This window comes from Rhodanobacter sp. DHB23 (genome assembly GCF_014842975.1).
Classification (GTDB): domain Bacteria; phylum Pseudomonadota; class Gammaproteobacteria; order Xanthomonadales; family Rhodanobacteraceae; genus Rhodanobacter_A.
In genome coordinates, this window is sequence record NZ_JACYXK010000023.1 from 25,506 (window position 1) to 49,854 (window position 24,349).

The window sequence follows — 24,349 nt, forward strand, 5'->3', positions numbered from 1 at the left end:
GGGAGCGAATCGGGACGCCCATGACCCAACACGTGATCCTGTTGCACGGCCTGTGGATGCGCGGTTTCGCGTTGGGCATGCTGCATCGTCGACTGATCGCCGACGGCTACCGCGTGCATCGCTTCGACTATTTGAGCGTGGCCTCGTCGCAGCAGCGCATCCTCGCCCGGCTGCAGGCGCGCATGGCCGAGTACGCCCCCGATGCGGTGCATCTGGTGGGGCACAGCCTCGGCGGCTTGCTGGCGCTGCGCGCCTGCGTCGATGCGGCCAGCCTGCCGCCGGGGCGCGTGGTCTGCCTCGGTTCGCCCCTCAAGGGCAGCGCAGCAGCGCGCGCTTTCTCCGCCTGGGGACGCGGCGGCGAGGTGCTGCTGGGGCACAACCGAGACCTGCTGGAACAGGGCTTCGAGCGCTGGGACGGCCTGCGCGAGGTCGGCGTGATCGCCGGCCGGCTGCCGCTGGGGCTGGGCGCGATGCTGGGCCAGCTGGACGGCGAGCACGATGGCACCGTGGCAGTGGAGGAAACGCGCCTGCCCGGCGTGGCCGACCACCGCGTGGTCGAGGCCAACCACACCGGGCTGCTGTTTTCGCAAGAAGTGGCGCGGCAGGTGGATGCCTTCCTGCGACACGGCCGTTTCGACCCGGCGGTCGCCTGACTGCGGTGCACTGGCGGCGATTCCCGTGTCTTGCGGTAAAATCGCCAGCTTGTCTTTCTTGAGCATGTCCGGGGATCATCATGGGTAGAGGTCCGTCCATCGAAGGCCGCAAGAACGCCGAAGACGCCAAGCGCGCCAAGGTGTTCACCAAGCTGATCCGTGAGATCACCGTCGCCACCCGTGCCGGTGTCGCCGATCCGGCGAGCAATCCGCGCCTGCGCGCGGCGGTGGACAAGGCGCTGGCAGCCAACATGACCAAGGACACCATCGAGCGCGCGATCAAGCGCGGCTCGGGTGCCGACGGCGCCGGCGAGGACATGCGCTACGAGGGCTACGGCCCCGGCGGCATCGCGCTGATCGTCGACTGCTTCACCGACAACCCGGTGCGCACCGTGGCCGACGTGCGCCACGCGCTGACCAAGCACGGCGGCAACCTCGGCACCTCGGGCTCGGTGGCGTTCCAGTTCACCCGCTGCGGCGAACTGGTGTTCGCCACCGGCGGCGATGCGGCGAAGGAAGAGCAGGTGCTGGAAGCCGCGCTGGAAGCCGGTGCCGATGACGTGGTGAACGAGCATGGGGAGAGCACCGTGCTGTGCGCGCCGGAGAACTTCGAAACCGTGCAGCAGGCGCTGGCCGCCGCCGGCCTGGAATCCGAGCACGCCGGCGTGGGCATGCGCCCCAACAATCGCACCGCGGTGAACGGCGAGACGCTGGAAGCGCTCACCACGCTGTTGGAAAAGCTCGATGCGCTGGACGACGTGAGCGAGGTCTACCACAACGCCCTGCTGCCCGCCGAGGCTGGCGAGTAAGCGCCGGCAAGCGTCTTCGTGTCCGCCGCCCTGATGACCCGGATCATCGGCATCGACCCCGGCAGCCAGCGCACTGGCGTGGGCATCGTCGATGTCGATGCCGCCGGCAAGCTTGCGCATGTGTTCCACGGTGCCTTGGCGGTGGCCGGCGAGGCCAGCTTCCCGCTGCGCCTGAAACGCATTTTTGACGAGTTGAATGACATCATCGCCGCCCATCGCCCGGATGAATGCGGCATCGAGCGCGTGTTCATGGCGCGCAATGCCGATTCGGCGTTGAAGCTGGGACAGGCGCGAGGTGCCGCGATCTGCGCGGTGGTGAGCCAGGGGATCGCGGTGCACGAGTACGCAGCGACGGAAGTGAAGCAGGCCGTGGTCGGCAGCGGCCGCGGCGACAAGGCCCAGGTGCAGCACATGGTCGGCGTCCTGCTCGGGCTGAAAGGGCCGATCCAGGCCGACGCCGCCGATGCGCTGGCGATCGCGGTGGCGCATGCGCACACCCGCTCCAGCCTGCAGCGCGTGGGCATTCCGCGCACGGCTTGGAGGCGTCGCCGATGATCGGCCGACTGCGTGGCACCCTGGTGTCGAAGCAGCCGCCGTGGCTGCTGGTGGAAGTGGGGGGGGTCGGCTACGAGCTGGAAGCGCCGATGTCCACCGTCTACGACCTGCCGGGGCTGGGCAAGGAAGTGATCCTGCTCACCCATTACGCGCAGAAGGAAGACAGCGTGTCGCTGTACGGCTTCCTCACCGAGGCCGAGCGTGCGCTGTTCCGCAACCTGCAGAAGGTCTCGGGCATCGGCGCGAAGATCGCGCTGGCCGTGCTGTCGGGCGTGTCGACCAACGATTTCGCGCGGCTGGTGCACGCAGGCGACGTGGTGGCGCTCACCAAGATCCCCGGCATCGGCAAGAAGACCGCCGAGCGCATCGTGGTGGAGTTGCGCGACCGCGTGGACGGCATGGCCGTGAACCTGCCCGGCACCATGCCGGCCGGCGCGCCGCTCGACGCGGCCGGCGAGGCCACCGTGGCGCTGCAACAGCTTGGCTACAAGCCCGCCGAAGTGACGCGGCTGGTGCAGAAGGTCGCCGTCGACGGCGACAGCGCCGAAACCATCATCCGCAAGGCGCTGCGCGCCGCGCTGGGGAGTTGATCGTGGGTCACGAAATGCATCAAGGCATGGGCGAAGCCGAAACCAAGCGGCGCCTCGCGGCGCTCGCGTTGGGCGCGATCGGCGTCGTCTACGGAGACATCGGCACCAGTCCGCTGTACACGCTGCAGAGCACGCTCGACATGGACGGCCTGAAGCCGACGCCGGGCAGCATCTACGGCGTGCTGTCGCTGATCTTCTGGGCGCAGATCATCGTGGTCTCGCTGAAGTACGTCACCTTCATCATGCGTGCGGACAACAAGGGCGAGGGCGGCATCATGGCGCTGATGGCGCTGGCCCTGCGCAGTGTGCGCGAGCAGCCGCGGCTGCGCTGGGGGCTGGCGATCCTCGGCATCTTCGGCGCGTCGCTGTTCTACGGCGACGGCGTGATCACGCCGGCGATTTCCGTGCTCGGCGCGGTGGAAGGCGTGAAGGTGGCCGCGCCCGGGCTGGGGCATTGGGTGGTGCCGATCACGGTGGTCGTGCTGCTGGTGCTGTTCTGGCTGCAGCGGCGCGGTACCGATCACGTGGGGCGCATGTTCGGGCCGGTGATGGTGCTGTGGTTCGTGGTGATCGCGCTGCTTGGCGTGAACATGATCCTGCACAACCCGCACGTCCTGTGGGCGGTCAATCCGGTGTATGGCGTGCACTTCTTCTTCAACCACGGCCGGCATGCCTTCATCGCGCTGGGCGGCGTGGTGCTGGCGCTGACCGGCGGCGAGGCGCTGTATGCCGACATGGGGCATTTCGGCAAAAAGCCCATCCGGCTGGCATGGTTCAGCTTCGTGCTGCCGGCGTTGGTGCTGAATTATTTCGGCCAGGGCGCGCTGCTGCTGGATCACCCCGAAGCGATCGACAGCCCGTTCTTCAAGACGGTGCCGTCCGTGATGCTGTACCCGATGATCGCCCTGGCCACCGCCGCGGCGGTGATTGCCTCGCAGGCGGTGATCTCCGGTGCGTTCTCGATGACGCGCGAGGCGATGTCGCTGGGCTATTCGATGCGCATGCCGGTGGTGCACACCTCGCGTGAGATGTCCGGCCAGATCTTCGTGCCGTGGGTCAACAGTTTCCTGCTGGTGATGGTGCTGTTCGCGGTATTGCACTTCGGCAGTTCCGACTCGCTGAGCGCGGCCTACGGCATCGCGGTGACCGGCACGATGAGCATCACCACCGTGCTTGCGCTGTTCGTGGCACGCCACCAGTGGAAGTGGAACCTGCCGTTGCTGATCGTGGTGGGTGCCTGCCTGTTGATCATCGACCTGTCGTTCTTCAGCGCCAACCTCATCAAGATCGAGGCGGGCGGTTGGTTCCCGTTGGTGCTGGGCGTGGCGGTGTTCGCGGTGATGACCACCTGGCGTCGCGGCCGCGAGCTGGTGGTGCGCGAGATCAAGCAGGGTGGTTTGGCGCTGGCGCCGTTCATCGAGGCCATGCAGAAGCATCCGCCGCTGCGCGTGCCGGGCACGGCGATCTTCCTGACCGCGAACCAGAACGCGGTGCCGCATGCGCTGCTGCACAACCTCAAGCACAACAAGGTGCTGCACGAGCGCAACGTGCTGCTGACGGTGGAGATCCTCGAGACGCCGGTGGCGGATGCCGAGGAGCGCATCCACCTGGTGCCGATGCAGGGCGACTTCTACGGACTCGAATTGCGCTTCGGTTTTGCGGAAGACCCGAACATCCCGCTGGCGCTGTCCATGTGCACCAGGAGCGGCCTGCCGTTCGACATGATGGACACCACCTTCTTCCTGTCGCGCGAAAACGTGGTGGCCGACAAGCGCCGCCCCGGCATGGCGCTGTGGCGCGACAAGCTGTTCGCCTTCATGGCGCGCAATGCCTTGCCGGCCACGGCGTATTTCCAGATTCCCGGCAACCGTTTGATTGAGCTGGGGGCGCAGGTGGAGATTTGATCCGCTTGCGGATCAAATCTCCACCTGCGAACCGCGGTCCAAGGATGGACCGCACACACACCGATCGCTCCGCGATCGGTGTGTGGAGCCTGGATGGGCTCGCCCGTCCAGGCGAGCCAAGGAAGGGCAGGACAGCCCTTCCTTGGCTCATGAGTACGGCGCTCTTGCTCTTGTTTTTCGCTCCTTTTTCGGAGCCAGTGCCGCCATAATGGCGACATGACCGAACCCCGCCTCATCACCCCCGCCTCCCAGCTCGACGACGAGGCGCTGGAGGCGACGATCCGTCCGCGTCGTTTCGCCGAGTACCTCGGCCAGCAGGCGGTGCGCGAGCAGCTGTCGATCTACATCGAGGCTGCCCGGAAAAGGGGTGGCGCGCTGGACCACGTGCTGATCTTCGGCCCGCCCGGCCTCGGCAAGACCACGCTCAGCCACGTGATCGCGAACGAGCTGGGCGTGAGCCTGCGCTCCACCTCCGGCCCGGTGCTGGAGCGCGCGGGCGACCTCGCCGCGCTGCTCACCAACCTGCAGCCCAACGACGTGCTGTTCGTGGACGAGATCCACCGGCTGTCGCCCGCGGTGGAGGAGGTGCTCTATCCGGCGATGGAGGACTTCCAGATCGACATCATGATCGGCGAGGGGCCCGCGGCGCGCTCGATCAAGCTCGACCTGCCGCCGTTCACCCTGATCGGCGCCACCACGCGGGCCGGCATGCTCACGGCGCCGTTGCGCGACCGCTTCGGCATCGTGCAGCGGTTGGAGTTCTATACCGTCGACGAGCTGACCGCGATCGTGCGCCGCGCCGCGAAGATCCTAGGTATCGCCTGCGAGGTCGACGGGGCGCAGGAAATCGCGCGCCGCTCGCGCGGCACGCCGCGCATCGCCAACCGCCTGCTGCGCCGGGTGCGCGACTACGCCGAGGTGCGCGCGGGCGGCCAGATCACCCTGGCCGCGGCGCAGGCCGCGCTGGACATGCTGAAGATCGACCCCGACGGCCTCGACGAGCTGGACCGCCGCATGCTCAGCACCATCATCGAGAGTTTCGACGGCGGCCCGGTGGGCGTGGAGTCGCTGGCCGCCGCGCTCAGCGAGGACCGCGGCACGCTGGAGGACGTGGTCGAGCCCTACCTGATCCAGCAGGGCTTCCTGGTACGCACCGCGCGCGGCCGCATGGCCAGCGCGCGCGCCTGGCGCCACCTGGGCCTGACGCCGCCGCCGCGCCAGCCGCAGGCGGCCGACCTGTTTGCGGGGGATGCCCTCGATGGGTGAGCGCGAGCCCTTCCGCTGGCCGGTGCGGGTGTACTGGGAAGACACCGACGCCGGCGGCGTGGTCTACCACGCCAGCTACCTGCGCTTCCTGGAGCGCGCCCGCAGCGAGTGGCTGCGCGCGCTGGGCATCAACCAGATGGCCTACAAGGAAAGCACCGGGCTGGCCTTCCTGGTGCGTGAAATGCAACTGGATTTCCTGCGCGCAGCCCTGCTGGACGATGAACTGTCGGTGACGGTGGCTGTCAAGGAACGGCGCGCGGCCAGTATCCTATTCAGCCAGACGATCGATCGTGCGGACGGTACCTGCCTGGTTCGCGCCGGCGTGCGCGTGGCCTGCGTGGACACGCGGCGCATGCGCGCCGTGCCGATGCCCGCCGATCTGTTCCCCGGAACTCCTTCCTGACCACCTTTGCCGACGCGGAGCGCCCCAAGCCAATGAACGGCGGACTCAATGTTTTCGACCTGATCATGAATTCCAGCCTGCCCGTGAAGGGCGTGCTGCTGATCCTGGTGATCTTCTCCTTCATGTCGTGGGTCATCATCATCCGCAAGCTGGGCCAGACCAAGGCGGCGCTGGAGAACGCGGAGAACTTCGAGGAGCGCTTCTGGTCCGGCGGCGACCTGGCGCAACTGTTCCGCGAAGTGAGCAACCGCGGCGCGGAAGGCGGCCTGGAGACCATCTTCGAGTCGGGTTTCCGCGAGTTCGCCCGCCAGCGCCAGCGCCGCACCCACGACACGCGCGGCGTGATCGAGGGCACCGAGCGTGCGATGCAGGTGGCCAGCACCCGCGAGGTCGGCACGCTGGAGCGCAGCCTGGAGTTCCTCGCCAACGTCGGCTCGATCAGCCCCTACGTGGGCCTGTTCGGCACGGTGTGGGGCATCATGGGCGCGTTCCAGGGCCTGGGCGACATGAAGGACGTCACCATCGCCGTGGTCGCGCCGCACATCTCCGAGGCGCTGATCGCCACCGCGATGGGCCTGTTCGCGGCGATCCCCGCGCAGTGGATGTACAACCGCTTCGCCACCAAGGTGGAGCGCATCGCCTCGCGCTACGACGTGTTCCAGGAGGAGTTCTCCTCCGTGCTGCAGCGGCAGATCCAGGCCGACGACGCGGCCTGACCGGAGCGCTGACATGCGAAACGCGCGGCGCTACAAGCGCTACAAGCTGAAATCCGAGATCAACGTCGTCCCCTACATCGACGTGATGCTGGTGCTGCTGATCATCTTCATGGTGACCACGCCCATGCTGAACTCCAACGTGGACGTGAACCTGCCGCAGGCCAATGCCAAGGCGTTGCAGGGCAAGAAGGACTCGCTGGTCGTGCAGGTGGCGAAGGACGGCACGCTCGCCCTCATCGTGGGCAACGGCAAGCCGCAGCCGGTGGACGAGGCCGACCTGCAGGCCAAGGTCAAGGCGTTCCTGGACGCCAACCAGCAGCTCAGCGTGCTGGTGGCCGGCGACACCAGCGGCAACTACGGCGGCGTGTACAAGGTGCTGGCGGACCTGCAGCAGGCCGGCGTGGACAAGGTCGGCCTGATGAGCACGCCCGGCGACGGTTCCAGCCAGGGTCAGGGGTCCCATGGACGACCGTAAGGGCATTCCGCGGGCGGTGCTGCTGTCCGCGCTGCTGCATCTGGGCATCGTCGCGTTCCTGTTCCTCGCGGTACTGCCCTGCACCAGCTACGAGAACTTCATCGACATGCTGGGCCTGCCCGCATCGATGAACCCGATCACCTGTTCGCGTCCCTTGCAGCTGAAGGGGCCGGTGATCGAGGCTACCCTGATCGGCCCCACCGGCAGCCCGCCGCCGAAGGCGGTCAAGGTCAAGCCGGTCCCCGACAGCGTACCGCCACCGCCGTCGGTGCCGCCGCCCCCGCCGCCGGTGGCGCAGCCCAAGATCGCGCCGTTGCCGCCGCCGCCCGAGCATCCCGATGTGAAGGACCAGGAGCGCGTGGTCGAGCAGGGCATCCAGCAGGCCGAGGAAAAGCAGGTGCAGGAAGAGAAGCAGCGCCAGCGCCAGGCCGAGCTGGACGCGCAGGCGGCCCAGAAGAAAAAGCAGGAAGAGCTGAAGAAGGTCGACGAGATGCTCGCCCAGATGGACGCGGCCTCGGCGCAGACCAAGCGGGCCGACAGCAAGGCGAAACAGGCCAAGCAGCAGCTGGCCGACCTCAAGAACGCCCAGGACAACGGCCAGCCCGATCTGCCCAATGCCGCCCAGCGGCAGACCGGCAACAACGCGCAGAACAGCGACCTCACCAGCGAATATGCGGCCGCCATTCAGAATGCGGTCACGCCCAACTGGACTCGCCCGGATAACATGCCGAACGTCCCTTGCAGGGTGCATGTCGTGCAGTTGCCGGGGGGCGACGTGATCAGCGCCCAGGTCGACTCCAGCTGTCCCTACGACGACGCGGGCAGGCGGTCGGTGGAGAATGCGATCCTGCGCACCAAGACCTTGCCGTACAAGGGTTTCGAGAGCGTGTTCCAGCGCGAACTGACCTTCACTTTCACGCCGCAATGAAGACCCACATGCGCAGACCCAATCCGTTGTACGCCCTGATCCTGTGCCTGGTCGCGGCGCTGTTCGCCAGCACGGCGGCCGCCCAGACCGGCGGGCTGGACATCCAGATCGCCAATGGCGTGAAGACCGCCACCCCGATCGCCGTGGTGCCGTACGCGCAACCCGGCGTGGCGCCGCTGCCCACCGACGTGGCCGACGTGATCCGCGCCGATCTCAACCGTTGCGGCAAGTTCCGTGCGCTGGCCAAGAGCGACATCGTCGAGTTCCCCGCCAAGGGCGCGGACATCAACTATGCCACCTGGCGCCTGCTCAAGCAGGACTACATCACGGTCGGCCACATCAGCGACGCCGGCAACGGCATGGTGCGGGTCGACTACGAACTGTGGGACGTGAACCGGCAGCAGAACCTGCTGGCCGGGTACTTCACGGCCCCGCCGGGCGACCTGCGCGGCGTGGCGCACCAGATCGCCGACGCGATCTACCAGAAGATCACCGGCGTGCGCGGCGCGTTCTGGACCCGCATCGCCTACATCACCCAGGTCGGCCTGGGCAACAACACCAACTACTCGCTGGTGGTGGCCGACTCGGACGGCTTCAACCCGCAGGTGGTGGCGCGTTCGCATGAGTCGCTGATGTCGCCGGCATGGTCGCCGGATGGCAAGAAGATCGCCTACGTCTCCTTCGAGAGCGGCAACTCGCAGATCTACGTGCAGGACCTCACCACCGGCGCGCGCCAGCTGGTGGAGTCGCACAAGAAGGGCATCAACGGTGCACCGGCGTGGTCGCCGGATGGCCGCAGGCTGGCGGTGGCGCTGTCCTTCACCGGCCACCTCGAGCTGTACGCGCTCGACCTGGCCTCGCGCCAGGAGATCCAGCTGACCCATGGCATGTCGATCAACACCGAGCCGGTGTGGGCGGCGGACGGCCAGTCCCTCTATTTCACCTCCGACCGCTCCGGCCGCCCGCAGATCTACCAGATTCCGGCCGGCGGCGGCACACCCCAGCGCATCAGCTTCCAGGGTACGTACAACTCCAACTCCGACATCAGCTACGACGGCAAGGAACTTGCCATGGTGCAGGGCAACGGGAACGTGTATCGTATTGCAGTCATGGATCTCGGCCTGGGCGGGCAGGTGCATTACCTCTCGCCGGGTCCGCTGGATTTCGGTCCCAGTTGGGCGCCGAACGCCAGCATGTTGCTGTACGGTGCAACCGAAGGCCCGCGCGGCGTGCTGTATGCCACTTCGTCCGATGGCATGGTGCGTCAGCGCCTTGCGCTCGCCAATGGCAGCGTGAGCGATCCTTCCTGGGGACCGTACCGGCAACAGCAGTGAACTCGTGCCGCCGCACTTGCGTGGGGCGGTCGATGCCGGGGACGGCCCGCGAGGGTCGCGCCCGGCGTGTTTTGCGGTCGGGGCGTTGTCGTGCCAAGGCCAGCCACTGATGGCGAGCATCACACGCCGTTGATCTTGCAATACCAAAAATCAATAACAGCCGGACCACCGGCGAATTCGTCCCGTAACCCGTCCGTCACTGCATGTCGGATCTCACACACGTTTGAAGGAACGTCACCATGAATAAGACCGTTCGCGTCGCCCTGGTCGCCCTGCTCTGCGTTGGCGCGGCCGCCTGTTCCAAGAAGCAGGAAGTCAAGCCGCAGCCGCAGCAGAATGAGGTCGCCCCTCAGACCGCCCCGGCTGATACCAGCGGCAAGTACCAGCTCGGCGACCTAGAGAAGGATGCCTGCCTGCGCCAGCGCGTCGTGTACTTCGATTTCGACAAGGACGAAATCAAGCCGGAGTTCCAGCAGATCATGGCTTGCCACGCCAAGTACCTGCAGGACCGCCCGATGGCGCAGATGCGCCTGGAAGGCAACACCGACGAGCGCGGCTCGAAGGAATACAACCTGGGCCTCGGCGAGCGTCGTGCGAACGCCGTGTCCAGCGCGCTGCAGGCCAACGGCGGTTCCGCCAGCCAGATCAGCGTGATCTCCTACGGCAAGGAAAAGCCGGTGTGCCGCGAGCACAACGAGGACTGCTGGAGCAAGAACCGTCGCGTCGAGATCGTCTACACGGCCGAGTAATCGATGCAACGACTGGTCAGCAAACTTGCAGCCAGGATCGGCATGGCGGGCGCAATCGCGTCCGCCATGCTTTTCGTGCTGCCGGCGTCCGCGCAGGACTCGCGCCTGAGCCTCGCCGATCGCGTCTCCCTGCTCGAGCAGCAGGCGCAGAACAAGAACCAGAGCAGTGCCGAACTGGTCAACCAGCTGCAGCAGATGCAGTCGCAGCTGCGCGACATGCAGGGCCAGATCGAGGAACTGCAGCACCAGCTGCAGCAGCTCCAGGACAAGAGCAAGGATCAGTACACCGACCTCGATTCCCGCGTGGGACGCCTCGAGGCCGGCAACCAGGGCCAGCCGGGTGCGGCGCCGGGTGCGTCCAGCGCGCCGCCGGCTGCGGCCACGGGCGCTGCCGCTGGCGCGGCAACCGCGGGTGCCGCTCCGGCCGGCAATGCCGCCGCCACGGCGCAGGCCGACAACGGCAAGCCGCTTTCGGCCGCCGACAACGCGGCAGCGCAGGCCGACTACGACGCCGCCTTCAAGACCCTGCGCGGTGGCGACTACGTGGGCGCCTCGCGCCAGTTCCGCACCTTCATCGAGAAGTACCCGAACCACCCGCTCACCCCGAACGCCTTCTACTGGCTGGGCGAGTCGTACTACGTCACCACCAACTACCAGGTGGCGCTGCAGGCGTTCCAGCACCTGCTGAGCCAGTTCCCGCAGAGCGAGAAGGCGCCCGACGCCATGCTCAAGGTCGGCTACTGCCAGTACGAGCTGAAGCAGGCGCCCGCGGCCAAGGCCACGCTCGAGGCGGTGGTCAGCAAGTACCCCGGCTCCAAGGCCGCCAACCTGGCGAAGGAGCGGCTGGGCCGCATCCAGCAGGCCGGCTGAGGTCGTGGCCGTGGTCGATGCAAGCACTAGCGCGGTGACCGCCGCGCCTCCGGTTGCCGCCGAGCGGCTGCGCATCACCGAGATCTTCCACTCGATCCAGGGCGAGGCCGACGCGATCGGCTGGCGCACCGTGTTCGTGCGCCTCACCGGCTGCCCGCTGCGCTGCACCTGGTGCGACACCACGTATTCGTTCCATGGCGGTGAGTGGCGCACCATCGACGACATCCTCGCCGAAGTCGCCAGCCATGGTGCGCAGCATGTCTGCGTCACCGGCGGCGAGCCCCTGGCGCAGAAGCGCTGCCTGCTCCTGCTGCAGCGCCTGTGCGATGCGGGCTACGAGGTTTCGCTGGAAACCTCGGGTGCGCTGGACGTCGCCGCTGTCGATCCGCGCGTGCGCAAGGTGGTCGACCTGAAGGCGCCGGATTCCGGCGAGAGTGCGCGCAACCTGTGGTCGAACCTCGACCACCTGTCACCGCACGACCAGGTCAAGATCGTGATCGCCAGCCGGGCCGACTACGAATGGGCGCGTGACGTGGTGGCCGAACACGCCATCGACCGGCGCTGCATGGCGCTGTTCTCGCCGGTGTGGGGCAAGGTCGAGCCGCGCGAACTGGCCGAATGGATCATCGACGACAAGCTGCCTGTGCGCTTCCAGTTGCAGTTGCACAAGCTGTTGTGGAACGACGCGAAGGGAAAGTGACCCGTGCGTTCATCCATGGGCGTGAAGGTCAAACGGCGGCCACCCATGGCTGCACTGCCTGAACCGGTGCGTTCGTCCTCAAGCACCGGGATCGGGCGGCCACCGCCGTGATTGCACGCTTCAACAGTATCCGCGCCGTGGCCTGTCTTGCCGCGAGCGCTCTCCGGCCGGTGACCGGCCGCTTTGCAATGGATGAAAACCATGTCTGAAACCGCTCCCCGCAAGGCCGTCGTACTCGTCTCCGGCGGCATGGATTCGGCCGTCACCGTGGCCATCGCCCGCGAGCAGGGCTACCAGGTGCATGCGCTGAGCGTGGCCTATGGCCAGCGCCACAGCTCCGAACTGGAAGCTTCCGAGCGCGTGTCGCGCCTGCTCGGCGCGGTGGAGCACAAGACCGTGCAGGTCGACCTGCGCAGCATCGGTGGCTCGGCGCTCACCGCCGACATCGCCGTGCCGCTGGACGACGACGCGCACGACGGTGATGGTCACATCCCGGCGACCTACGTGCCGGCGCGCAACACCATCATGCTGTCGATTGCGCTGGGATGGGCTGAGGTGCTGGGTTCCACCGACATCTGGTGCGGCGTCAACGCGGTGGACTACTCGGGCTACCCGGACTGCCGCCCGGCCTTCATCGAGGCGTTCGAGACGCTCGCGAACGTGGCCACCAAGGCCGGCGTCGAGGGCGCCGGCATCCGCATCCACGCGCCGCTGATGCGCATGAGCAAGGCCGACATCGCGCGCGAGGGCCAGCGCCTCGGCGTGGATTTCTCCGCTACGGTGAGCTGCTACCAGGCCGATGCCGAAGGCCGCGCCTGTGGCCATTGCGACGCCTGCCGCCTGCGCGCGCAGGGTTTCCGCGAGGCGGGATTGCCCGATCCTACACGTTACGCCTGAGGCGCCTTTTGCTTGTGCGCATGCAGCACAATCCCTAGAATCGCCAGTCCGCTGGTTTTGACGGGTCGTTAGCTCAGTTGGTAGAGCACTGGACTTTTAATCCATTGGTCCCGGGTTCGAGTCCCGGACGACCCACCAGGTTCACGAAGCGCCCGGCACCGGGCGCTTTTTGTTTGGAACGTGCGGCCATCGGCGGCCGCACGCATGGTTCCCGCGGTCCGGCGTGATCGCGGAGCTTCAGTGCGAACCGACCACCAGCGCGGTGAAATCCTTCACCTGGGCATGGCGTGGTGCAGGAGCCGCGGCGACCAGCCAGATGCGGTGGGTGGCCTGGTCCAGCGCCATGGTGCGGGCGCCGGCCTGGGTGGGTACGTTCGCCACCACGCTGTAGTGGTTGGCGTCGTCCTCATGCACGATGGTCAGCGTGCCATCGTGGTTGGAGCTGTAGACCAGCCCGGTGGCAGGGTCGAAGCGGGCGGCATCCGGACCGTCGCCGATCGCCGCGGTGGCGACCTGGTGGCCGTCGTCGGCGTCGGTGACCACCATGAGCTTGTTGTCGCAGACCGAGAACAGCCGGCGGGATTGCGTGTCGATGGCCAGGCCGCTGGGCGAGTCGCAGGGCGCGAGCTTCCACACGGCATCGACCTTGTCCGTCCGGGTGTCGATGCGCGCCAGCTCGCTCTTGTCCTCGATGTTGGCGTACACGTGGCCGTGGCCGTCGCTGACCGCGAACTCGGGGCGGCCGGGCAGGGCGATCTCGGCGATGGCCTTGTTGCTGGCCGGATCGATCACGCTGGCGTCGCCGCTGTGGCCGTTCATGGTCAGCACGTGGCCGCTGGCCGGGTCGAACACGATGGCATCGGGTCCCTTGCCGCCGATCGGGATGTCGCGCAGGTTCTTCAGGCCGTCGAGGTCGATCACGTGCACGCTGTTGGCGGTGCCGTCGCTCACGTAGCCGCGCCGCGCCTTCTGCACCAGTGCGATGCCGTGGATGTGCTGCATGCCGGCGATCTCGCCGGCCAGCTTGCCGTCCTGCGTGTCCACCACCATCACGCGGTCGGTGCGCGCGATCAGCAGGTGGTGCGCGGCCGGGTCGATGGTGAGGTAGTCCCAGCCGCCGCTGCCGCCCAGCGGGTGGCGTTGCAGCACGGCGTAGTCCGGCGTGGCGGCCTGGGCCGTCGTGGCGGCGCCGATGGCGAGGAACAGCAGCAGGGCGGTGGATTTCATGGCGGGTTCCGGCAGTGGGATGCGCCAAGCATGCCGCCGGGTGATTAGCGAACGCTGTGGCTGCCCGGCACCTGTTCGCTATCTCCACGTGGAGATAGCGAACAGGTACTCAGCCCTGCCGGTCCGGTGGCGCCTGGCGCCGGTGCCGGGTGAGGCGGCCGATCAGCAGCGGCAGCAGCGCCAGCACGGCGAGCGCGCCCATCGGCAGCAGCACCGAGGCATGCATCAGCAGGCCGGCATTGAGCGCGCCGTCCTGGTCCAGCGCATCGCCCAGCCCGGCGCCGATCGAGGATTCGAACACCAGCGACACGGTGCCGCCCAGCCAGCTGGCGCCGAGGAACAGCCACAGCGGGCAGCGCAGCCAGGCCAGGCCCACGGTGACGGCGCCGAACGGCATCACCGGCACGAAGCGCAGGAACAGCGTGTAGCTCACCGGGTGGCGCTCGAAGCCGTGGTGCAGTTTCGCGACGATGGCCGGCGGATGCTTGCTGCCCGTGCCGAAGGCGTAGCGGCTGGCCAGGTACAGGATCAGCGTGCCCAGCGTGAGGCCCGCCGACGAGCACAGCGTGCCGTCCACCACACCGAACGCATAGCCGCCGGCGAGGATGATGACGATGGTGCCGGGGATGCCGGTGGCCATGCCCAGCGTGAGCAGGCCGATGTAGGTCAAGCGGCTCAGCCACGGATGCTCGGCGATGTGCATGCGGATCTGGTGCTGGTGCGCGACCAGGTGCTGCGGATTGAAGCGGTCCAGCGCGCCGGAGGCATACAGCGTGACCCCGGCGAGCAGCAGCAGGATCAGCGGCAACGCGGCGCGCAGGCGTTTCAATACGATGCGCCGCGGGCGCCGTAGACGGCGAGGACGTCGCGCGCTTCGTCGCGCCGGATGTCGCGGCGCACGCCGATGCCGCGGCGCTCCAGCTCGCCGGCCCAGTCGGCGGGCAGCGGGCCTTCGTCGAACTCGGTAAGTTCCTCCACGTCCTCGGCGCGCGCGCCGATCAGCAGTTCGTCGATGCCGGCCCATACGGTGGCGCCGAAGCACTGGCAGCAGGGCTGCGCGCTGGTGGCCAGCGCATAGCGGCCACCGTTGGCGTTGATGCGGAAGCTGGCGAGGCGCTGCTGCGCGCTCATGTAGGCCATCATCTCGGCGTGCGCCACCGAGCAGGTCTGCGGCACCACGCGGTTCACGCCCACCGACACCACGCGGCCTTCGGCGTCGAACACCGCCGCGCCGAACGGGCCACCCTCGCCGTGCTCGATGTTGCGGCGGGCCAGCGCGATGGCGAGGCCTACGCGCTCATCGTCGCCGACGTAGCGGTGCGTGCCGTCGACCACTTCGTTGATCCACGGCGGCAGGGTTAGGTGGATCTGCATCGGCAGCAGCATCGCGGGCCTCACTTCGCCCAGGTGTCGCGCAGGGTCACCACGCGGTTGAACACCGGCGACTCGGCGCGATGTTCCACGCGATCCGCCACGAAGTAGCCCAGCCGCTCGAACTGGTAGCGCTGCTCGGGCTCGGCTTGCGCGGCGGCGGGTTCGATCCAGCCCTGCACCACGCGCTTGGCTTCGGGATTGATGTGCGAGGTCCACGGCTGGCCGTCGTCCTCGGCATCCGGCGCGGCCACGTTGAACAGGCGGTCGTACACGCGCACTTCGGCAGCCATCGCGTGCGGCGCGCTGACCCAGTGGATGGTGCCCTTCACCTTGCGGTCGGCGCCGGGCAGGCCGGCGCGCGATTCGGGGTCCAGCGTGCAGCGCAGTTCGGTGATGTTGCCGGCGGCGTCCTTCAGCACGTCTTCGCACTTCACGATGCCCACGCCGCGCAGGCGCACCTCGCCGCCGGGCACCAGGCGCTTCCAGCCCTTGGGCGGCACTTCGGCGAAGTCCTCGCGCTCGATCCACAGCTCGCGCGCGAACGGCACCTCGCGCGTGCCGAAGCTGTCGTCCTTCGGATGGTTCGGGAAAGCCAGCGTTTCCGCGTGGCTATCCGGCAGGTTGGTGATGACCAGCTTGAGCGGGTCGAGCACGGCCAGGCGGCGCGGCGCGCTGGCGTCGAGGTCCTCGCGGATGCAGTTCTCGAGGATGGCGTAGTCGATCACGCTGTTCTGCTTGGAGATACCCACGCGCTCGATCAGCAGGCGCAGGCCGGCCGGCGTGAAACCGCGGCGGCGCATGCCGCGCAGGGTATTCATGCGCGGGTCGTCCCAGCCGTCGACGAAGCCCTCGGCGACCAGCTGCGCGAGCTTGCGCTTGCTGGTGATGCAGTAGCTGAGGTTGAGGCGCGAGAACTCGATCTGGCGCGGCTTGGCGGGCTTCGCCTCGATGCCGGCGGCGACCACCGATTGCCACAGCCCGGGGTGGTTCGGCAGGTCCACCTTGTCCACGCACCAGTCGTACAGCGGGCGGTGGTCCTCGAACTCCAGCGTGCACAGCGAATGCGTGATGCCTTCCATCGCGTCGGACAGCGCGTGCGCGAAGTCGTACATCGGGTAGATCGGCCACGCGTCGCCGGTGTTCTGGTGCGTCACTTTGCGGATGCGGTACAGCGCCGGGTCGCGCAGGTTGATGTTGCCCGCGGCCATGTCGATCTTCGCGCGCAGCGTGCGGCTGCCGTCCGCGAACTCGCCCGCGCGCATGCGCTGGAACAGGTCGAGGTTCTCCGCGACGCTGCGCTCGCGGTACGGCGAGTTGCGGCCGGGCGCGGTCAGCGTGCCGCGGTACTCGCGCATCTCGTCGGCGCTGAGGTCGTCCACGTAGGCCAGGCCGTCCGCGATCAGCTTGAGCGCGGCGCGGTAGAACACATCGAAGTAGTCCGAGGCGTGGCGCAGGTCGTGCCATTCGAAGCCCAGCCAGCGCACGTCGTCCTTGATGCCCTGCACGAACTCCGGGTCTTCCTTGCCGGGGTTGGTGTCGTCCAGCCGCAGGTTGCACCAGCCGCCGAACTCGCGCGCGATGCCGAAGCTGAGGCAGATCGCCTTGGCGTGGCCGATGTGCAGGTAGCCGTTAGGCTCCGGCGGGAACCGCGTATGGATGCCGGCGTGCTTGCCCGAGCCCAGGTCCTCGCGCACGATCTGGCGGATGAAGTCGCGCGGGCCGTCGCTGGCGGCAAGGGCGGACTCGGCAGGGCTGGGCGTGCTCGACATGCAACGGTCTCGTGGTCTGGCAAGGGAATCCCCCGAAGTTTACCTTGTCCCCGGCGGCAGTCGCAGGCTTGCCGTGGACGCATGGCGGGGCTAGCGTGCAGCCATGCATACCGTCTACCGGGCCGAAAACCTGTTCGATGCGCACCTGGTGAAGGATGCGCTGGAACACGCGCAGATCCCCGCCTTCATCGCCGGCGAATACCTCACCGGCGGCGTGGGCCAGTTGCCGGCGCTGGACTACCTTGCGGTGATGGTGCCCGACTCCGGCGCGGAAGCCGCCGAAGGCATCGTGCGCGAAGTCGAGGCGCAGCTGGCCGAGGCGCGCGAGGCGTTGCGCGAATGGGACGACGATCCCGGCCTGCCGGTGGGCGTGCCTTGCTGACCGTGGAAGGCGCGATGCCCCCGTTCGCCGCCTTGATCCGCGCCGTGCCGGACTTCCCTGGGCCCGGCGTGCTGTTCCGCGACGTCACGCCGCTGCTGGCCGACGCGCAGGGCTTCGCCGACTGCATCGCCGCGCTGGCCGCGCCGTGGCGCGATGCCGGGGTGCAGGCGGTGTGTGGCATCGAGGCGCGTGGCTTCATCTTCGGCGCTGCGCTGGCGCAGGCGTTGGGTGCGGGCTTCGTGCCGCTGCGCAAGCCGGGCAAGCTGCCGCCGCCGGTGCTGGCGGTGGACTATCAACTGGAATACGGCAGCGACCGGCTGGAGGCGCGCAGCGACGCGATCGCGCCGGGCACCCGCGTGCTGCTGGCGGACGACGTGCTGGCCACCGGCGGCACGCTCGCCGCGGCGCAGGCGCTGGTGGCGCGCTGCGGCGGCGAAGTGGTGGGCGCGTCGGTGCTCATCGAGCTGGAGGCGCTGCGCGGCCGCGCGCGCTGGAGCGGCGACCGGCCGTTGCACGCCCTGTTGCGATACTGATCGCGATCGCCGCCGGATCGCGTTCGCCGATCCGTTCCTCCATGTCGGAAACAGGCATCGGCAACACTTGCCGACGCGCTCGGATGACTATTGCGGACCGGGCGGGGCCGGGTCGGCTTGTCCCGCAGGCAGGTCGACCGCGGTGACATAGAACAACTCGCAGGCGCCGGCGCCCGTGTCGTCCCGCGTCATCGACGTGCGCCAATGCCAGCCGCCCGCACGGTCGGCATCCACGAGGAAGCCATCCAGCGCCACCACCTGGCCCACGCGCACGCGCGCCAGTTCGCGGCGCACGCCGGCATCGGCGGGGATCAGGTGCATGTTGGCGCTGTGCGTCTCGATTTCGCGGCGCGGTATCGGGAACTCCTGCACGTGCCAGTAGTAGAAGCGGCCGGATTGCGAGATGTCGATGTCCTTCAGCACGGCGCTGTCGGACATGCGGCCCCAGCCGAACGCGAAGTCCTCCGGCACCAGCGCCGCGCCGGCGTCGGCATGGTAGTTCTCGGTGGACAGCACGCGCGCCACGAGGCTGAACTTCGCGCGCGGGGTGAGCGTGAAGTCGCCGAAGCGGATGGGCTCCATCGGCGCATCCAGCGCCGTCTGCACCGGATCGTCCGGCGCCAGTTCGCCCGGGCCCGGGTGCAATGGCCGCGTGTGCCACCACGACCAGCCGCCCCAGAGCGCCAGCAGCAGGGCAACGATGAGCCAGGGGGAGGGCCGGTCGCGGCGCATTCGGTGGGTAGCCTTGATATGGTGAAACGTGGGTGATCGCGGGAGCGTAGCTGAATCGAACCCGACGTCTTGTTGCTACCATCCCGGTATCGCGTTAGAGTGATTCATGCGCATCATCGCCCTTTCCACCTTGCGGACGTTCTGGGTGTCGCATCCTGCTGCTGAAACGCCGCTGCGATCGTGGTACGCCTTGGCAAGCCGTGCTGTCTGGAAGACGCCGGCAGACGTCAAGGCTGCCTACGGAAACGCCAGCTTCACCGGGAACAACCGGGTCGTGTTCAACATCAAAGGGAACGACTACCGCCTGGTGGTGGCGGTGCGTTACGACAAAGGGCTGATGTACGTGCGCTTCGTGGGCACGCATCGCCAGTACGACAAGATCGATGTCGAGACGATTTGAAGGAGTCCAACATGGAACTCAAGCTGATTCGCACCAAGAAAGACTATCGGGCAGCGCTGGCCGGGGTGGAACGCCTGTGGGATGCCCCCGCCAAATCGCCGGCCGCCGACCGACTGGATGTGCTGACCCTGTTGATCGAGCAATACGAGCGCGAGCACTTCCCGATGGTCGATCCCGACCCCATTGATTTTCTGGGGCACGTCATGGAAGCGCGCGGCTTGACGCGCAAGGATCTGGAACCCTACATCGGGCCGCGTGGACGGGTGTCGGACATCATGAACCGCATTCGCCCTCTCACGTTGGACATGATCCGCAAGCTGTCCGACGGCTTGAAGCTGCCCGCTGAGGTGCTGATCCGCCCTTACCGGCTGCGGCAGGCTGATGATGAGCGGGTAGCTGCGTGATATTGGTGAAGCGGGCGACTCTGGAGCTATTCCTATTTGGAAGAACCTAGCCCCATTCTCGTCCCATTATCGGGGGTGATAACTGCCCAATCATGCCGGCCGGATTGCGATGGCAATATGGAATCTATTCGAAAGCGACCAATGACAGGCAGATTGATGGAGTCCCCTGAATAGGCTGTCGCATGCTCCCATTCGTTAGCAGGCTGTTGAGAAACCCCTATCGCCAAGCCGATCGATCGATTTTGTTGATCGAAAACCCCCGGTAATGGCGCCCCCCGGACGCACGTTTCCTCAGGTCGGCGAGGGATTCCACCACTCGCCGATACCGCCCAGCCGGATCAGGTTGTAGGCCGCGAAGTTCCAGTGCACCCATGCGCTGACCTTAGCCATCCCGACCAACGGCAACTTGCGCAAATCACCGACGGTCTTGGCCCAGCCGAAGCACTGCTCGATGCGTTTACGCACCTTCAAACTCATGGCGTAGCCCTTGCCGCGTGCCGTACGCGCATCGATAGCGCTCTGCAAAAATTCGATCCAGAGTGAATTAAACCATCACATCTACGCAGGCCGCTTCACTCTACTCACCACCACATCCCGCGTATCCAGCAATCCCTTCGGCAACTCCCGGAACACGCCAGCAAGCTGCTTGAGAAAACCGCCCATCGCTGAACTCTTGCGCCACAGCATCGCGATGCGCCGGCTGGGCGGGTGGCTGCCGCGGAACTCGATCAGCCGCACGTTCGGGGCCTGCGCCACCGGCGGCTTCACCGCGAGCGTGGGCAGCAGGGTGATGCCGACTTCGGCGGCCACCATCTGGCGCAGGGTTTCCAGGCTGGTGGCGCGGAAGCCGCTCTTCTCGCCCGCGCCGGCGAGCTGGCAGACTTCCAGCGCCTGGTCGCGCAGGCAGTGGCCGTCCTCCAGCAGCAGCAGGCTCTGCTCGCCGAGGTCGGCCAGTTTCAGCGAGCCGCGCTTCGCCAGCGGATGCGATTGCGGCACGGCGAGCAGGAACGGTTCCTCGAACAGGAATTCGGCGTGCAGGCTTTCGTCGTGCACGGGCAGGGCGAGGATGCCGGCGTCGAGCCGGCCTTCGCGCAGGCGGCGCAGCACTTCCTCGGTCTTCTCCTCCACCAGCAGCAGTTCCAGCCGCGGGAAGCGTTCGCGCACCCGCGGCACCACGTGCGGCAGCAGGTAGGGGCCGAGGGTGGGGAAGATGCCCAGCCGCACCGTGCCGGATTCCGGGTCCAGCGTGCGCCGCGCGATGCCCTTGATCTGCTCCACCTCGTTGAGCACGTCGCGTGCGCGCGCGGCGATCTCGCGGCCCACGTCGGTGAGCAGCACCTTGCGCGGAGTGCGCTCCACCAGCGCCACGCCGAGTTCCTCCTCCAGCTTCTTGATCTGCGTGGACAACGTGGGCTGGCTGACGAAGCAGGCTTCCGCCGCGCGGCCGAAATGGCGCTGTTCGGCGAGCGCCACGAGGTAGTGCAGGTCGCGCAGGTTCATGGCGGGCTCGTCATAGGTGGTGGCTATGAAAAGGCATGGTAGCCATTGGGTTGGTCGGTGCAAACCGAGGAAGGTCTGGCTAACCGGCTTTTTGCTCGTCATTCCGGCGAAAGCCGGACAAAAGCGAGCCATGCGAGCGTTGAACAGCCGAAGGCTCGCCCCTTCCGGGCTACCCTCCGGGCGTTCCGCGCGCGAAGCGCTTGTCCGGCTTGACCAGCCTTCGGCTGTTGAAAAGCACCGTGCTGGGATGACGGGCAAAATCGGAGTCTCCGCATGCCTTATGGCACTGTGTGGAAAGTCATGCCGGGCCTAGCGTGAGCGTTTGCCTTCACTCCATGGGGAACCGCCATGCGCCGTCTCGTCCGTCCTCTCCTGCTCACTGCGCTGGCCGCCGGCTGCGGCATGGCCTTCGCCGCTTCCGCCGACCAGGTGCCATCGGGCCGCTTGCCGGCGTGGGCGGTGCCGCAGTCCTACCGGATCGCCTTCAAGGTGGATCCGGCGCAGACCGATTTCTCCGGCACCACCACGATCAAGGTGAAGCTCACCCAGGCCTCCGACCACGTGTGGCTGGACGGCGCCGAGCTGAAGGTGTCGAAGGTGACGGTGACCGACGCCGCGGGCAAGGCGCATGACGCGAAGTACGTCGAAGCCGATCCCAGGGCCGGCGTGGTGCGCGTGGACTTCGGCAGCACGCTGCCGGCCGGCGAGATCACGCTGCAGTTCGACTACAGCGCGCCGCTCAACGCGCAGTTGCAGGGGCTCTACAAGGTCAGTGCCAAGGGCCAGCCCTATGCGATGACGCAGATGGAGCCGATCAGCGCGCGCTTCGCCTTCCCCGGCTTCGACGAGCCGGGCTTCAAGACGCCGTTCGACATCTCGATCACCCTGCCCGACAACCAAGTCGCGGTGGCGAACACGCAGCAAGTGAGCGAGAAGCCCGCCGGCAAGGGCTGGAAGACGGTGACCTTCGCGCAGACCCTGCCGTTGCCGACCTACCTGGTGGCCTTTGCCGTGGGCCCGTGGGACATCACGCCCACCGCGGAAATCCCGCCCGACGCCTACCGCAGCAAGCCGCTGCCGCTGCGCGGCATCGCGGCCGCCGGCGAGGCGCATCGCATGAGCCACGTGATCTCCGAAACGCCGAGCATCATCCGTGCGCTGGAGAACTACTACGGCTTCGGTTACCCGTGGGACAAGCTGGACGTGCTCGCCGCGCCCGATTTCTCCGCCGGCGCGATGGAGAACGCGGGCCTGGTCACCTTCCGCGACTGGCTGCTGCTGCTCGACAAGGATTCGCCGGCGCGCAACGTGCGCGGCTCCTTCAACGTCACCGCGCACGAACTGGCCCACCAGTGGACCGGCGACACCGTGACGCTGGCCTGGTGGAACGACATCTGGCTCAACGAAGCCTTCGCCACCTGGATGCAGGAGAAGGTCACCGAGGAAGTCCACCCCGAATACCGCGCCGACCTCGACCGCGTGCGCGGCGCGCAGGGCGCGATGGCCAACGACAGCCTGGTCAGCGCGCGCAGGATCCGCCAGCCGATCACCGGCAACGGCGACATCATGACCGCCTTCGACGGCATCACCTACCAGAAGGGTGCCTCGGTGATCGGCATGTTCGAGAACTACGTGGGCGAGCAGACCTTCCAGAAGGGCATGCACGCCTACATCGAGGCGCACAAGTTCGGCAATGCGAATGCGGACGACCTGGTCGACGCCATCGCCACCGCCGCAGGCAAGGGCGACGGTTTCAAGCACGCGTTCAAGAGCTTCCTCGACCAGTCCGGCGTGCCCTACGTGCAGACCGCGCTGGAGCAGAAGAACGGCCAGACCGTGCTCACGCTGAAGCAGAGCCGCTACCTGCCGCTGGGCAGCCATGGCGACAGCCAGCGCACCTGGGGCATCCCGGTGTGCGTGCGCTACGGCACTGCCGACGGCAGCAAGGTGGCCTGCGAGATGCTCGACAAGGCCACCGGTTCGGTGGCCTTGCCCGGCGCCAGCAACCCGACCTGGGTGATGCCGAACGCGAACGCCGCCGGCTACTACCGCTTCAGCCTCGGCAAGGGCGAGCTGGACGCGCTGGCCAGGCAGGTCGCCAGCCTTGGCGACACCGAGCAACTGGCCTATGCCGATGCGATCAACGCCAGCTTCCAGCATGGCGACCTCGATGCCGGCCAGGTGCTGGCCGCGCTCAAGCCGCTCACCGCGTCCAGAACCAGCCAGGTGGCCACCGCGCCGCTGGGCCAGCTCGAGTGGATCTACCACCACGTGGCGAAGACCGACGCGCAACGCGCACGCATCGCCGACTGGGTGAAGGCCGCCTACCTGCCCAGGCTCGAGGCGCTGGGCTACCAGCGCAAGGCCGGCGAATCGGACGACGACGCCCTGCTGCGCAGCACGCTGGCCGGGGCGCTGGGTCTCGACTTCAAGCTGCCGGAGGCGCGCGCGGAACTGCTCAAGCAGGGCGAGGCCGCACTGCAGAAGAACGCCGACGGCCGCCTGAACCTCACCGCCGCCAACCCCGACCTGCTAGGCGACGCGCTGGGCGTGGCGGTGCAGACGCAGGGCAAGGTCGCGGTGGACGCGCTGGTCGCCGAGTTGCCGCAGACCAGCGATCCCGCGCTGCGCAACGGCATCCTCGGCGGCCTCGCCAGCGTCGAGGATCCGGCCCTGGCCGAGCAGGTGCGCGACTTCGCGATCAGCAAGCCGGTGAAGGTGGGCGAGATGGCCTCGCTGTTGCGTTCGGGCCGCGACACGCAGGCCCAGCGCGACGCGACGTGGACGTGGTTCGACGGCCACTATGCGCAGATCCTCGCGCGCACCGGCAGCTTCGCCGGCGGCTTCCTGCCGATGCTGGCGGGTGGCGGCGGTTGCTCCCAAAAGGAGGCGCAGCGCCTGCAGTCGTTCTTCGGGTCGCGCATGAACGATGCCGCGGGCATCTCGCGCGGCCTGGCGCAGACCACCGAGTCCATCGAGCTGTGCGCGGCATTGACCGCCAGGCAGGATCCGGCCTCGATCACGCGCTGACCGGCTCTACGCCCGGGAAAACGACCAGCCCCGCCATGGCGGGGCTGGTCGTTTTCCGCGTCGCCGCAGGGGTATGCATCCATGCGATGCGACCATTGCCGTGGCCCTTGTCGTAGCATGGCCGTCCATTCAACCCACCGACATCGTCT

General features: G+C 67.6%; 26 protein-coding genes, 1 tRNA gene and 1 pseudogene. 21 read left to right on the forward strand and 7 right to left on the reverse strand.

Annotated elements, in window-relative coordinates:
• The first annotated feature begins 20 nt into the window (after positions 1-20).
• From IHE47_RS05400 to IHE47_RS05475, 16 genes are all read left to right on the forward strand, one after another.
• Positions 21-653: an alpha/beta hydrolase gene (locus IHE47_RS05400; protein ID WP_192104856.1), complete on the forward strand. Its 633-nt coding sequence runs from the start codon at positions 21-23 to the stop codon at positions 651-653.
• An 80-nt stretch (positions 654-733) separates the two neighbouring features.
• The gene (locus IHE47_RS05405; RefSeq protein ID WP_192104857.1) at positions 734-1,462 is read left to right on the forward strand and encodes a YebC/PmpR family DNA-binding transcriptional regulator; all 729 of its coding nucleotides are present in this window, start codon (positions 734-736) and stop codon (positions 1,460-1,462) included.
• Positions 1,463-1,495: 33 nt separating this feature from the next.
• Complete coding sequence (gene ruvC, locus IHE47_RS05410; protein WP_192105034.1) at positions 1,496-2,017, forward strand: crossover junction endodeoxyribonuclease RuvC; 522 nt, start codon at positions 1,496-1,498, stop codon at positions 2,015-2,017.
• Positions 2,014-2,607 carry a Holliday junction branch migration protein RuvA gene (gene ruvA / locus IHE47_RS05415; protein ID WP_192104858.1) on the forward strand — a complete coding sequence of 198 codons (594 nt, stop codon included), beginning with the start codon at positions 2,014-2,016 and terminating at the stop codon, positions 2,605-2,607. Before ruvC ends, ruvA begins: the two co-directional genes overlap by 4 nt.
• Positions 2,608-2,633: 26 nt before the next feature.
• Complete coding sequence (locus IHE47_RS05420) at positions 2,634-4,511, forward strand: potassium transporter Kup (RefSeq protein ID WP_192104859.1); 1,878 nt, start codon at positions 2,634-2,636, stop codon at positions 4,509-4,511.
• A 216-nt stretch (positions 4,512-4,727) separates the two neighbouring features.
• On the forward strand, positions 4,728-5,777 hold the full coding sequence (gene ruvB, locus IHE47_RS05425; RefSeq protein ID WP_192104860.1) for a Holliday junction branch migration DNA helicase RuvB: 1,050 nt from the start codon (positions 4,728-4,730) through the stop codon (positions 5,775-5,777).
• A complete protein-coding gene (gene ybgC, locus IHE47_RS05430; protein ID WP_192104861.1) occupies positions 5,770-6,180 on the forward strand; it encodes a tol-pal system-associated acyl-CoA thioesterase in 411 nt (136 codons plus the stop codon). Before ruvB ends, ybgC begins: the two co-directional genes overlap by 8 nt.
• A gap of 32 nt (positions 6,181-6,212) precedes the next feature.
• Positions 6,213-6,896 carry a protein TolQ gene (gene tolQ / locus IHE47_RS05435; protein ID WP_192104862.1) on the forward strand — a complete coding sequence of 228 codons (684 nt, stop codon included), beginning with the start codon at positions 6,213-6,215 and terminating at the stop codon, positions 6,894-6,896.
• A 13-nt stretch (positions 6,897-6,909) separates the two neighbouring features.
• Positions 6,910-7,371 carry a protein TolR gene (gene tolR, locus IHE47_RS05440; protein WP_192104863.1) on the forward strand — a complete coding sequence of 154 codons (462 nt, stop codon included), beginning with the start codon at positions 6,910-6,912 and terminating at the stop codon, positions 7,369-7,371.
• Positions 7,358-8,299 carry a cell envelope integrity protein TolA gene (locus IHE47_RS05445; protein ID WP_192104864.1) on the forward strand — a complete coding sequence of 314 codons (942 nt, stop codon included), beginning with the start codon at positions 7,358-7,360 and terminating at the stop codon, positions 8,297-8,299. Before tolR ends, IHE47_RS05445 begins: the two co-directional genes overlap by 14 nt.
• An 8-nt stretch (positions 8,300-8,307) precedes the next feature.
• Positions 8,308-9,633 carry a Tol-Pal system beta propeller repeat protein TolB gene (gene tolB / locus IHE47_RS05450; protein ID WP_192104865.1) on the forward strand — a complete coding sequence of 442 codons (1,326 nt, stop codon included), beginning with the start codon at positions 8,308-8,310 and terminating at the stop codon, positions 9,631-9,633.
• A 239-nt stretch (positions 9,634-9,872) separates the two neighbouring features.
• Entirely contained in the window at positions 9,873-10,382 is a 510-nt protein-coding gene (gene pal / locus IHE47_RS05455) for a peptidoglycan-associated lipoprotein Pal (RefSeq protein ID WP_192104866.1), read from the forward strand.
• 42 nt (positions 10,383-10,424) lie between these two features.
• Complete coding sequence (gene ybgF / locus IHE47_RS05460) at positions 10,425-11,252, forward strand: tol-pal system protein YbgF (RefSeq protein ID WP_192104867.1); 828 nt, start codon at positions 10,425-10,427, stop codon at positions 11,250-11,252.
• 10 nt (positions 11,253-11,262) lie between these two features.
• Positions 11,263-11,952, forward strand: a complete 690-nt coding sequence (gene queE, locus IHE47_RS05465; protein WP_343227445.1) for a 7-carboxy-7-deazaguanine synthase QueE — start codon at positions 11,263-11,265, stop codon at positions 11,950-11,952.
• A gap of 201 nt (positions 11,953-12,153) precedes the next feature.
• Positions 12,154-12,849: a 7-cyano-7-deazaguanine synthase QueC gene (gene queC, locus IHE47_RS05470; RefSeq protein ID WP_192104868.1), complete on the forward strand. Its 696-nt coding sequence runs from the start codon at positions 12,154-12,156 to the stop codon at positions 12,847-12,849.
• Between the two features lie 62 nt (positions 12,850-12,911).
• Positions 12,912-12,987 (forward strand) — tRNA-Lys (locus IHE47_RS05475).
• A gap of 99 nt (positions 12,988-13,086) precedes the next feature.
• Here IHE47_RS05475 and IHE47_RS05480 read toward each other — a convergent pair.
• From IHE47_RS05480 to IHE47_RS05495, 4 genes are all read right to left on the reverse strand, one after another.
• Entirely contained in the window at positions 13,087-14,076 is a 990-nt protein-coding gene (locus IHE47_RS05480; RefSeq protein WP_192104869.1) for a YncE family protein, read from the reverse strand.
• Positions 14,077-14,185: 109 nt separating this feature from the next.
• Complete coding sequence (locus IHE47_RS05485; protein ID WP_192104870.1) at positions 14,186-14,905, reverse strand: VTT domain-containing protein; 720 nt, start codon at positions 14,903-14,905, stop codon at positions 14,186-14,188.
• Entirely contained in the window at positions 14,902-15,459 is a 558-nt protein-coding gene (locus IHE47_RS05490) for a nucleoside deaminase (protein WP_192105036.1), read from the reverse strand. Before IHE47_RS05490 ends, IHE47_RS05485 begins: the two co-directional genes overlap by 4 nt.
• An 11-nt stretch (positions 15,460-15,470) precedes the next feature.
• Complete coding sequence (locus tag IHE47_RS05495) at positions 15,471-17,219, reverse strand: glutamine--tRNA ligase/YqeY domain fusion protein (RefSeq protein ID WP_192104871.1); 1,749 nt, start codon at positions 17,217-17,219, stop codon at positions 15,471-15,473.
• 103 nt (positions 17,220-17,322) lie between these two features.
• Here IHE47_RS05495 and IHE47_RS05500 point away from each other — a divergent pair, with 103 nt between their 5' ends.
• Together IHE47_RS05500 and IHE47_RS05505 are read left to right on the forward strand one after the other, a co-directional pair.
• Positions 17,323-17,601: a DUF2007 domain-containing protein gene (locus IHE47_RS05500; protein WP_192104872.1), complete on the forward strand. Its 279-nt coding sequence runs from the start codon at positions 17,323-17,325 to the stop codon at positions 17,599-17,601.
• A 14-nt stretch (positions 17,602-17,615) separates the two neighbouring features.
• Positions 17,616-18,134, forward strand: a complete 519-nt coding sequence (locus IHE47_RS05505; RefSeq protein WP_192104873.1) for an adenine phosphoribosyltransferase — start codon at positions 17,616-17,618, stop codon at positions 18,132-18,134.
• Positions 18,135-18,221: 87 nt separating this feature from the next.
• Here the strand turns inward: IHE47_RS05505 and IHE47_RS05510 are convergent, their stop codons facing one another.
• On the reverse strand, positions 18,222-18,866 hold the full coding sequence (locus IHE47_RS05510; RefSeq protein ID WP_192104874.1) for a hypothetical protein: 645 nt from the start codon (positions 18,864-18,866) through the stop codon (positions 18,222-18,224).
• Positions 18,867-18,972: 106 nt separating this feature from the next.
• Between IHE47_RS05510 and IHE47_RS05515 the strand changes: the two genes are divergently transcribed.
• Both IHE47_RS05515 and IHE47_RS05520 read left to right on the forward strand, forming a co-directional pair.
• Positions 18,973-19,266: a type II toxin-antitoxin system HigB family toxin gene (locus IHE47_RS05515; protein WP_192104875.1), complete on the forward strand. Its 294-nt coding sequence runs from the start codon at positions 18,973-18,975 to the stop codon at positions 19,264-19,266.
• Between the two features lie 11 nt (positions 19,267-19,277).
• Complete coding sequence (locus tag IHE47_RS05520; protein ID WP_192104876.1) at positions 19,278-19,670, forward strand: helix-turn-helix domain-containing protein; 393 nt, start codon at positions 19,278-19,280, stop codon at positions 19,668-19,670.
• A gap of 291 nt (positions 19,671-19,961) precedes the next feature.
• Here IHE47_RS05520 and IHE47_RS05525 read toward each other — a convergent pair.
• Positions 19,962-20,189, reverse strand: a pseudogene (locus IHE47_RS05525) (transposase); the annotation flags it as partial.
• 39 nt (positions 20,190-20,228) lie between these two features.
• The gene (locus IHE47_RS05530; RefSeq protein ID WP_192104878.1) at positions 20,229-21,170 is read right to left on the reverse strand and encodes a LysR substrate-binding domain-containing protein; all 942 of its coding nucleotides are present in this window, start codon (positions 21,168-21,170) and stop codon (positions 20,229-20,231) included.
• A gap of 348 nt (positions 21,171-21,518) precedes the next feature.
• Between IHE47_RS05530 and IHE47_RS05535 the strand changes: the two genes are divergently transcribed.
• Positions 21,519-24,200, forward strand: coding sequence for a M1 family metallopeptidase (locus tag IHE47_RS05535; protein ID WP_192104879.1), 2,682 nt, complete (start codon positions 21,519-21,521; stop codon positions 24,198-24,200).
• The last annotated feature ends 149 nt before the right edge of the window (positions 24,201-24,349 follow it).

Coding starts and splice junctions, on each gene's coding strand:
- IHE47_RS05495 (WP_192104871.1), bottom strand. CDS start 17,219: ATGTCGAGCACGCCCAGCCCTGCCGAGTCCGCCCTTGCCGCCAGCGAC.
- IHE47_RS05405 (WP_192104857.1), top strand. CDS start 734: ATGGGTAGAGGTCCGTCCATCGAAGGCCGCAAGAACGCCGAAGACGCC.
- ruvB (WP_192104860.1), top strand. CDS start 4,728: ATGACCGAACCCCGCCTCATCACCCCCGCCTCCCAGCTCGACGACGAG.
- IHE47_RS05400 (WP_192104856.1), top strand. CDS start 21: ATGACCCAACACGTGATCCTGTTGCACGGCCTGTGGATGCGCGGTTTC.
- IHE47_RS05515 (WP_192104875.1), top strand. CDS start 18,973: ATGCGCATCATCGCCCTTTCCACCTTGCGGACGTTCTGGGTGTCGCAT.
- tolR (WP_192104863.1), top strand. CDS start 6,910: ATGCGAAACGCGCGGCGCTACAAGCGCTACAAGCTGAAATCCGAGATC.
- IHE47_RS05505 (WP_192104873.1), top strand. CDS start 17,616: ATGCCCCCGTTCGCCGCCTTGATCCGCGCCGTGCCGGACTTCCCTGGG.
- IHE47_RS05530 (WP_192104878.1), bottom strand. CDS start 21,170: ATGAACCTGCGCGACCTGCACTACCTCGTGGCGCTCGCCGAACAGCGC.
- ybgC (WP_192104861.1), top strand. CDS start 5,770: ATGGGTGAGCGCGAGCCCTTCCGCTGGCCGGTGCGGGTGTACTGGGAA.
- ruvC (WP_192105034.1), top strand. CDS start 1,496: ATGACCCGGATCATCGGCATCGACCCCGGCAGCCAGCGCACTGGCGTG.
- IHE47_RS05500 (WP_192104872.1), top strand. CDS start 17,323: ATGCATACCGTCTACCGGGCCGAAAACCTGTTCGATGCGCACCTGGTG.
- ybgF (WP_192104867.1), top strand. CDS start 10,425: ATGGCGGGCGCAATCGCGTCCGCCATGCTTTTCGTGCTGCCGGCGTCC.
- pal (WP_192104866.1), top strand. CDS start 9,873: ATGAATAAGACCGTTCGCGTCGCCCTGGTCGCCCTGCTCTGCGTTGGC.
- IHE47_RS05520 (WP_192104876.1), top strand. CDS start 19,278: ATGGAACTCAAGCTGATTCGCACCAAGAAAGACTATCGGGCAGCGCTG.
- ruvA (WP_192104858.1), top strand. CDS start 2,014: ATGATCGGCCGACTGCGTGGCACCCTGGTGTCGAAGCAGCCGCCGTGG.
- IHE47_RS05535 (WP_192104879.1), top strand. CDS start 21,519: ATGCGCCGTCTCGTCCGTCCTCTCCTGCTCACTGCGCTGGCCGCCGGC.
- tolQ (WP_192104862.1), top strand. CDS start 6,213: ATGAACGGCGGACTCAATGTTTTCGACCTGATCATGAATTCCAGCCTG.
- IHE47_RS05420 (WP_192104859.1), top strand. CDS start 2,634: ATGGGCGAAGCCGAAACCAAGCGGCGCCTCGCGGCGCTCGCGTTGGGC.
- IHE47_RS05445 (WP_192104864.1), top strand. CDS start 7,358: ATGGACGACCGTAAGGGCATTCCGCGGGCGGTGCTGCTGTCCGCGCTG.
- IHE47_RS05480 (WP_192104869.1), bottom strand. CDS start 14,076: ATGAAATCCACCGCCCTGCTGCTGTTCCTCGCCATCGGCGCCGCCACG.
- queC (WP_192104868.1), top strand. CDS start 12,154: ATGTCTGAAACCGCTCCCCGCAAGGCCGTCGTACTCGTCTCCGGCGGC.
- tolB (WP_192104865.1), top strand. CDS start 8,308: ATGCGCAGACCCAATCCGTTGTACGCCCTGATCCTGTGCCTGGTCGCG.
- IHE47_RS05510 (WP_192104874.1), bottom strand. CDS start 18,866: ATGCGCCGCGACCGGCCCTCCCCCTGGCTCATCGTTGCCCTGCTGCTG.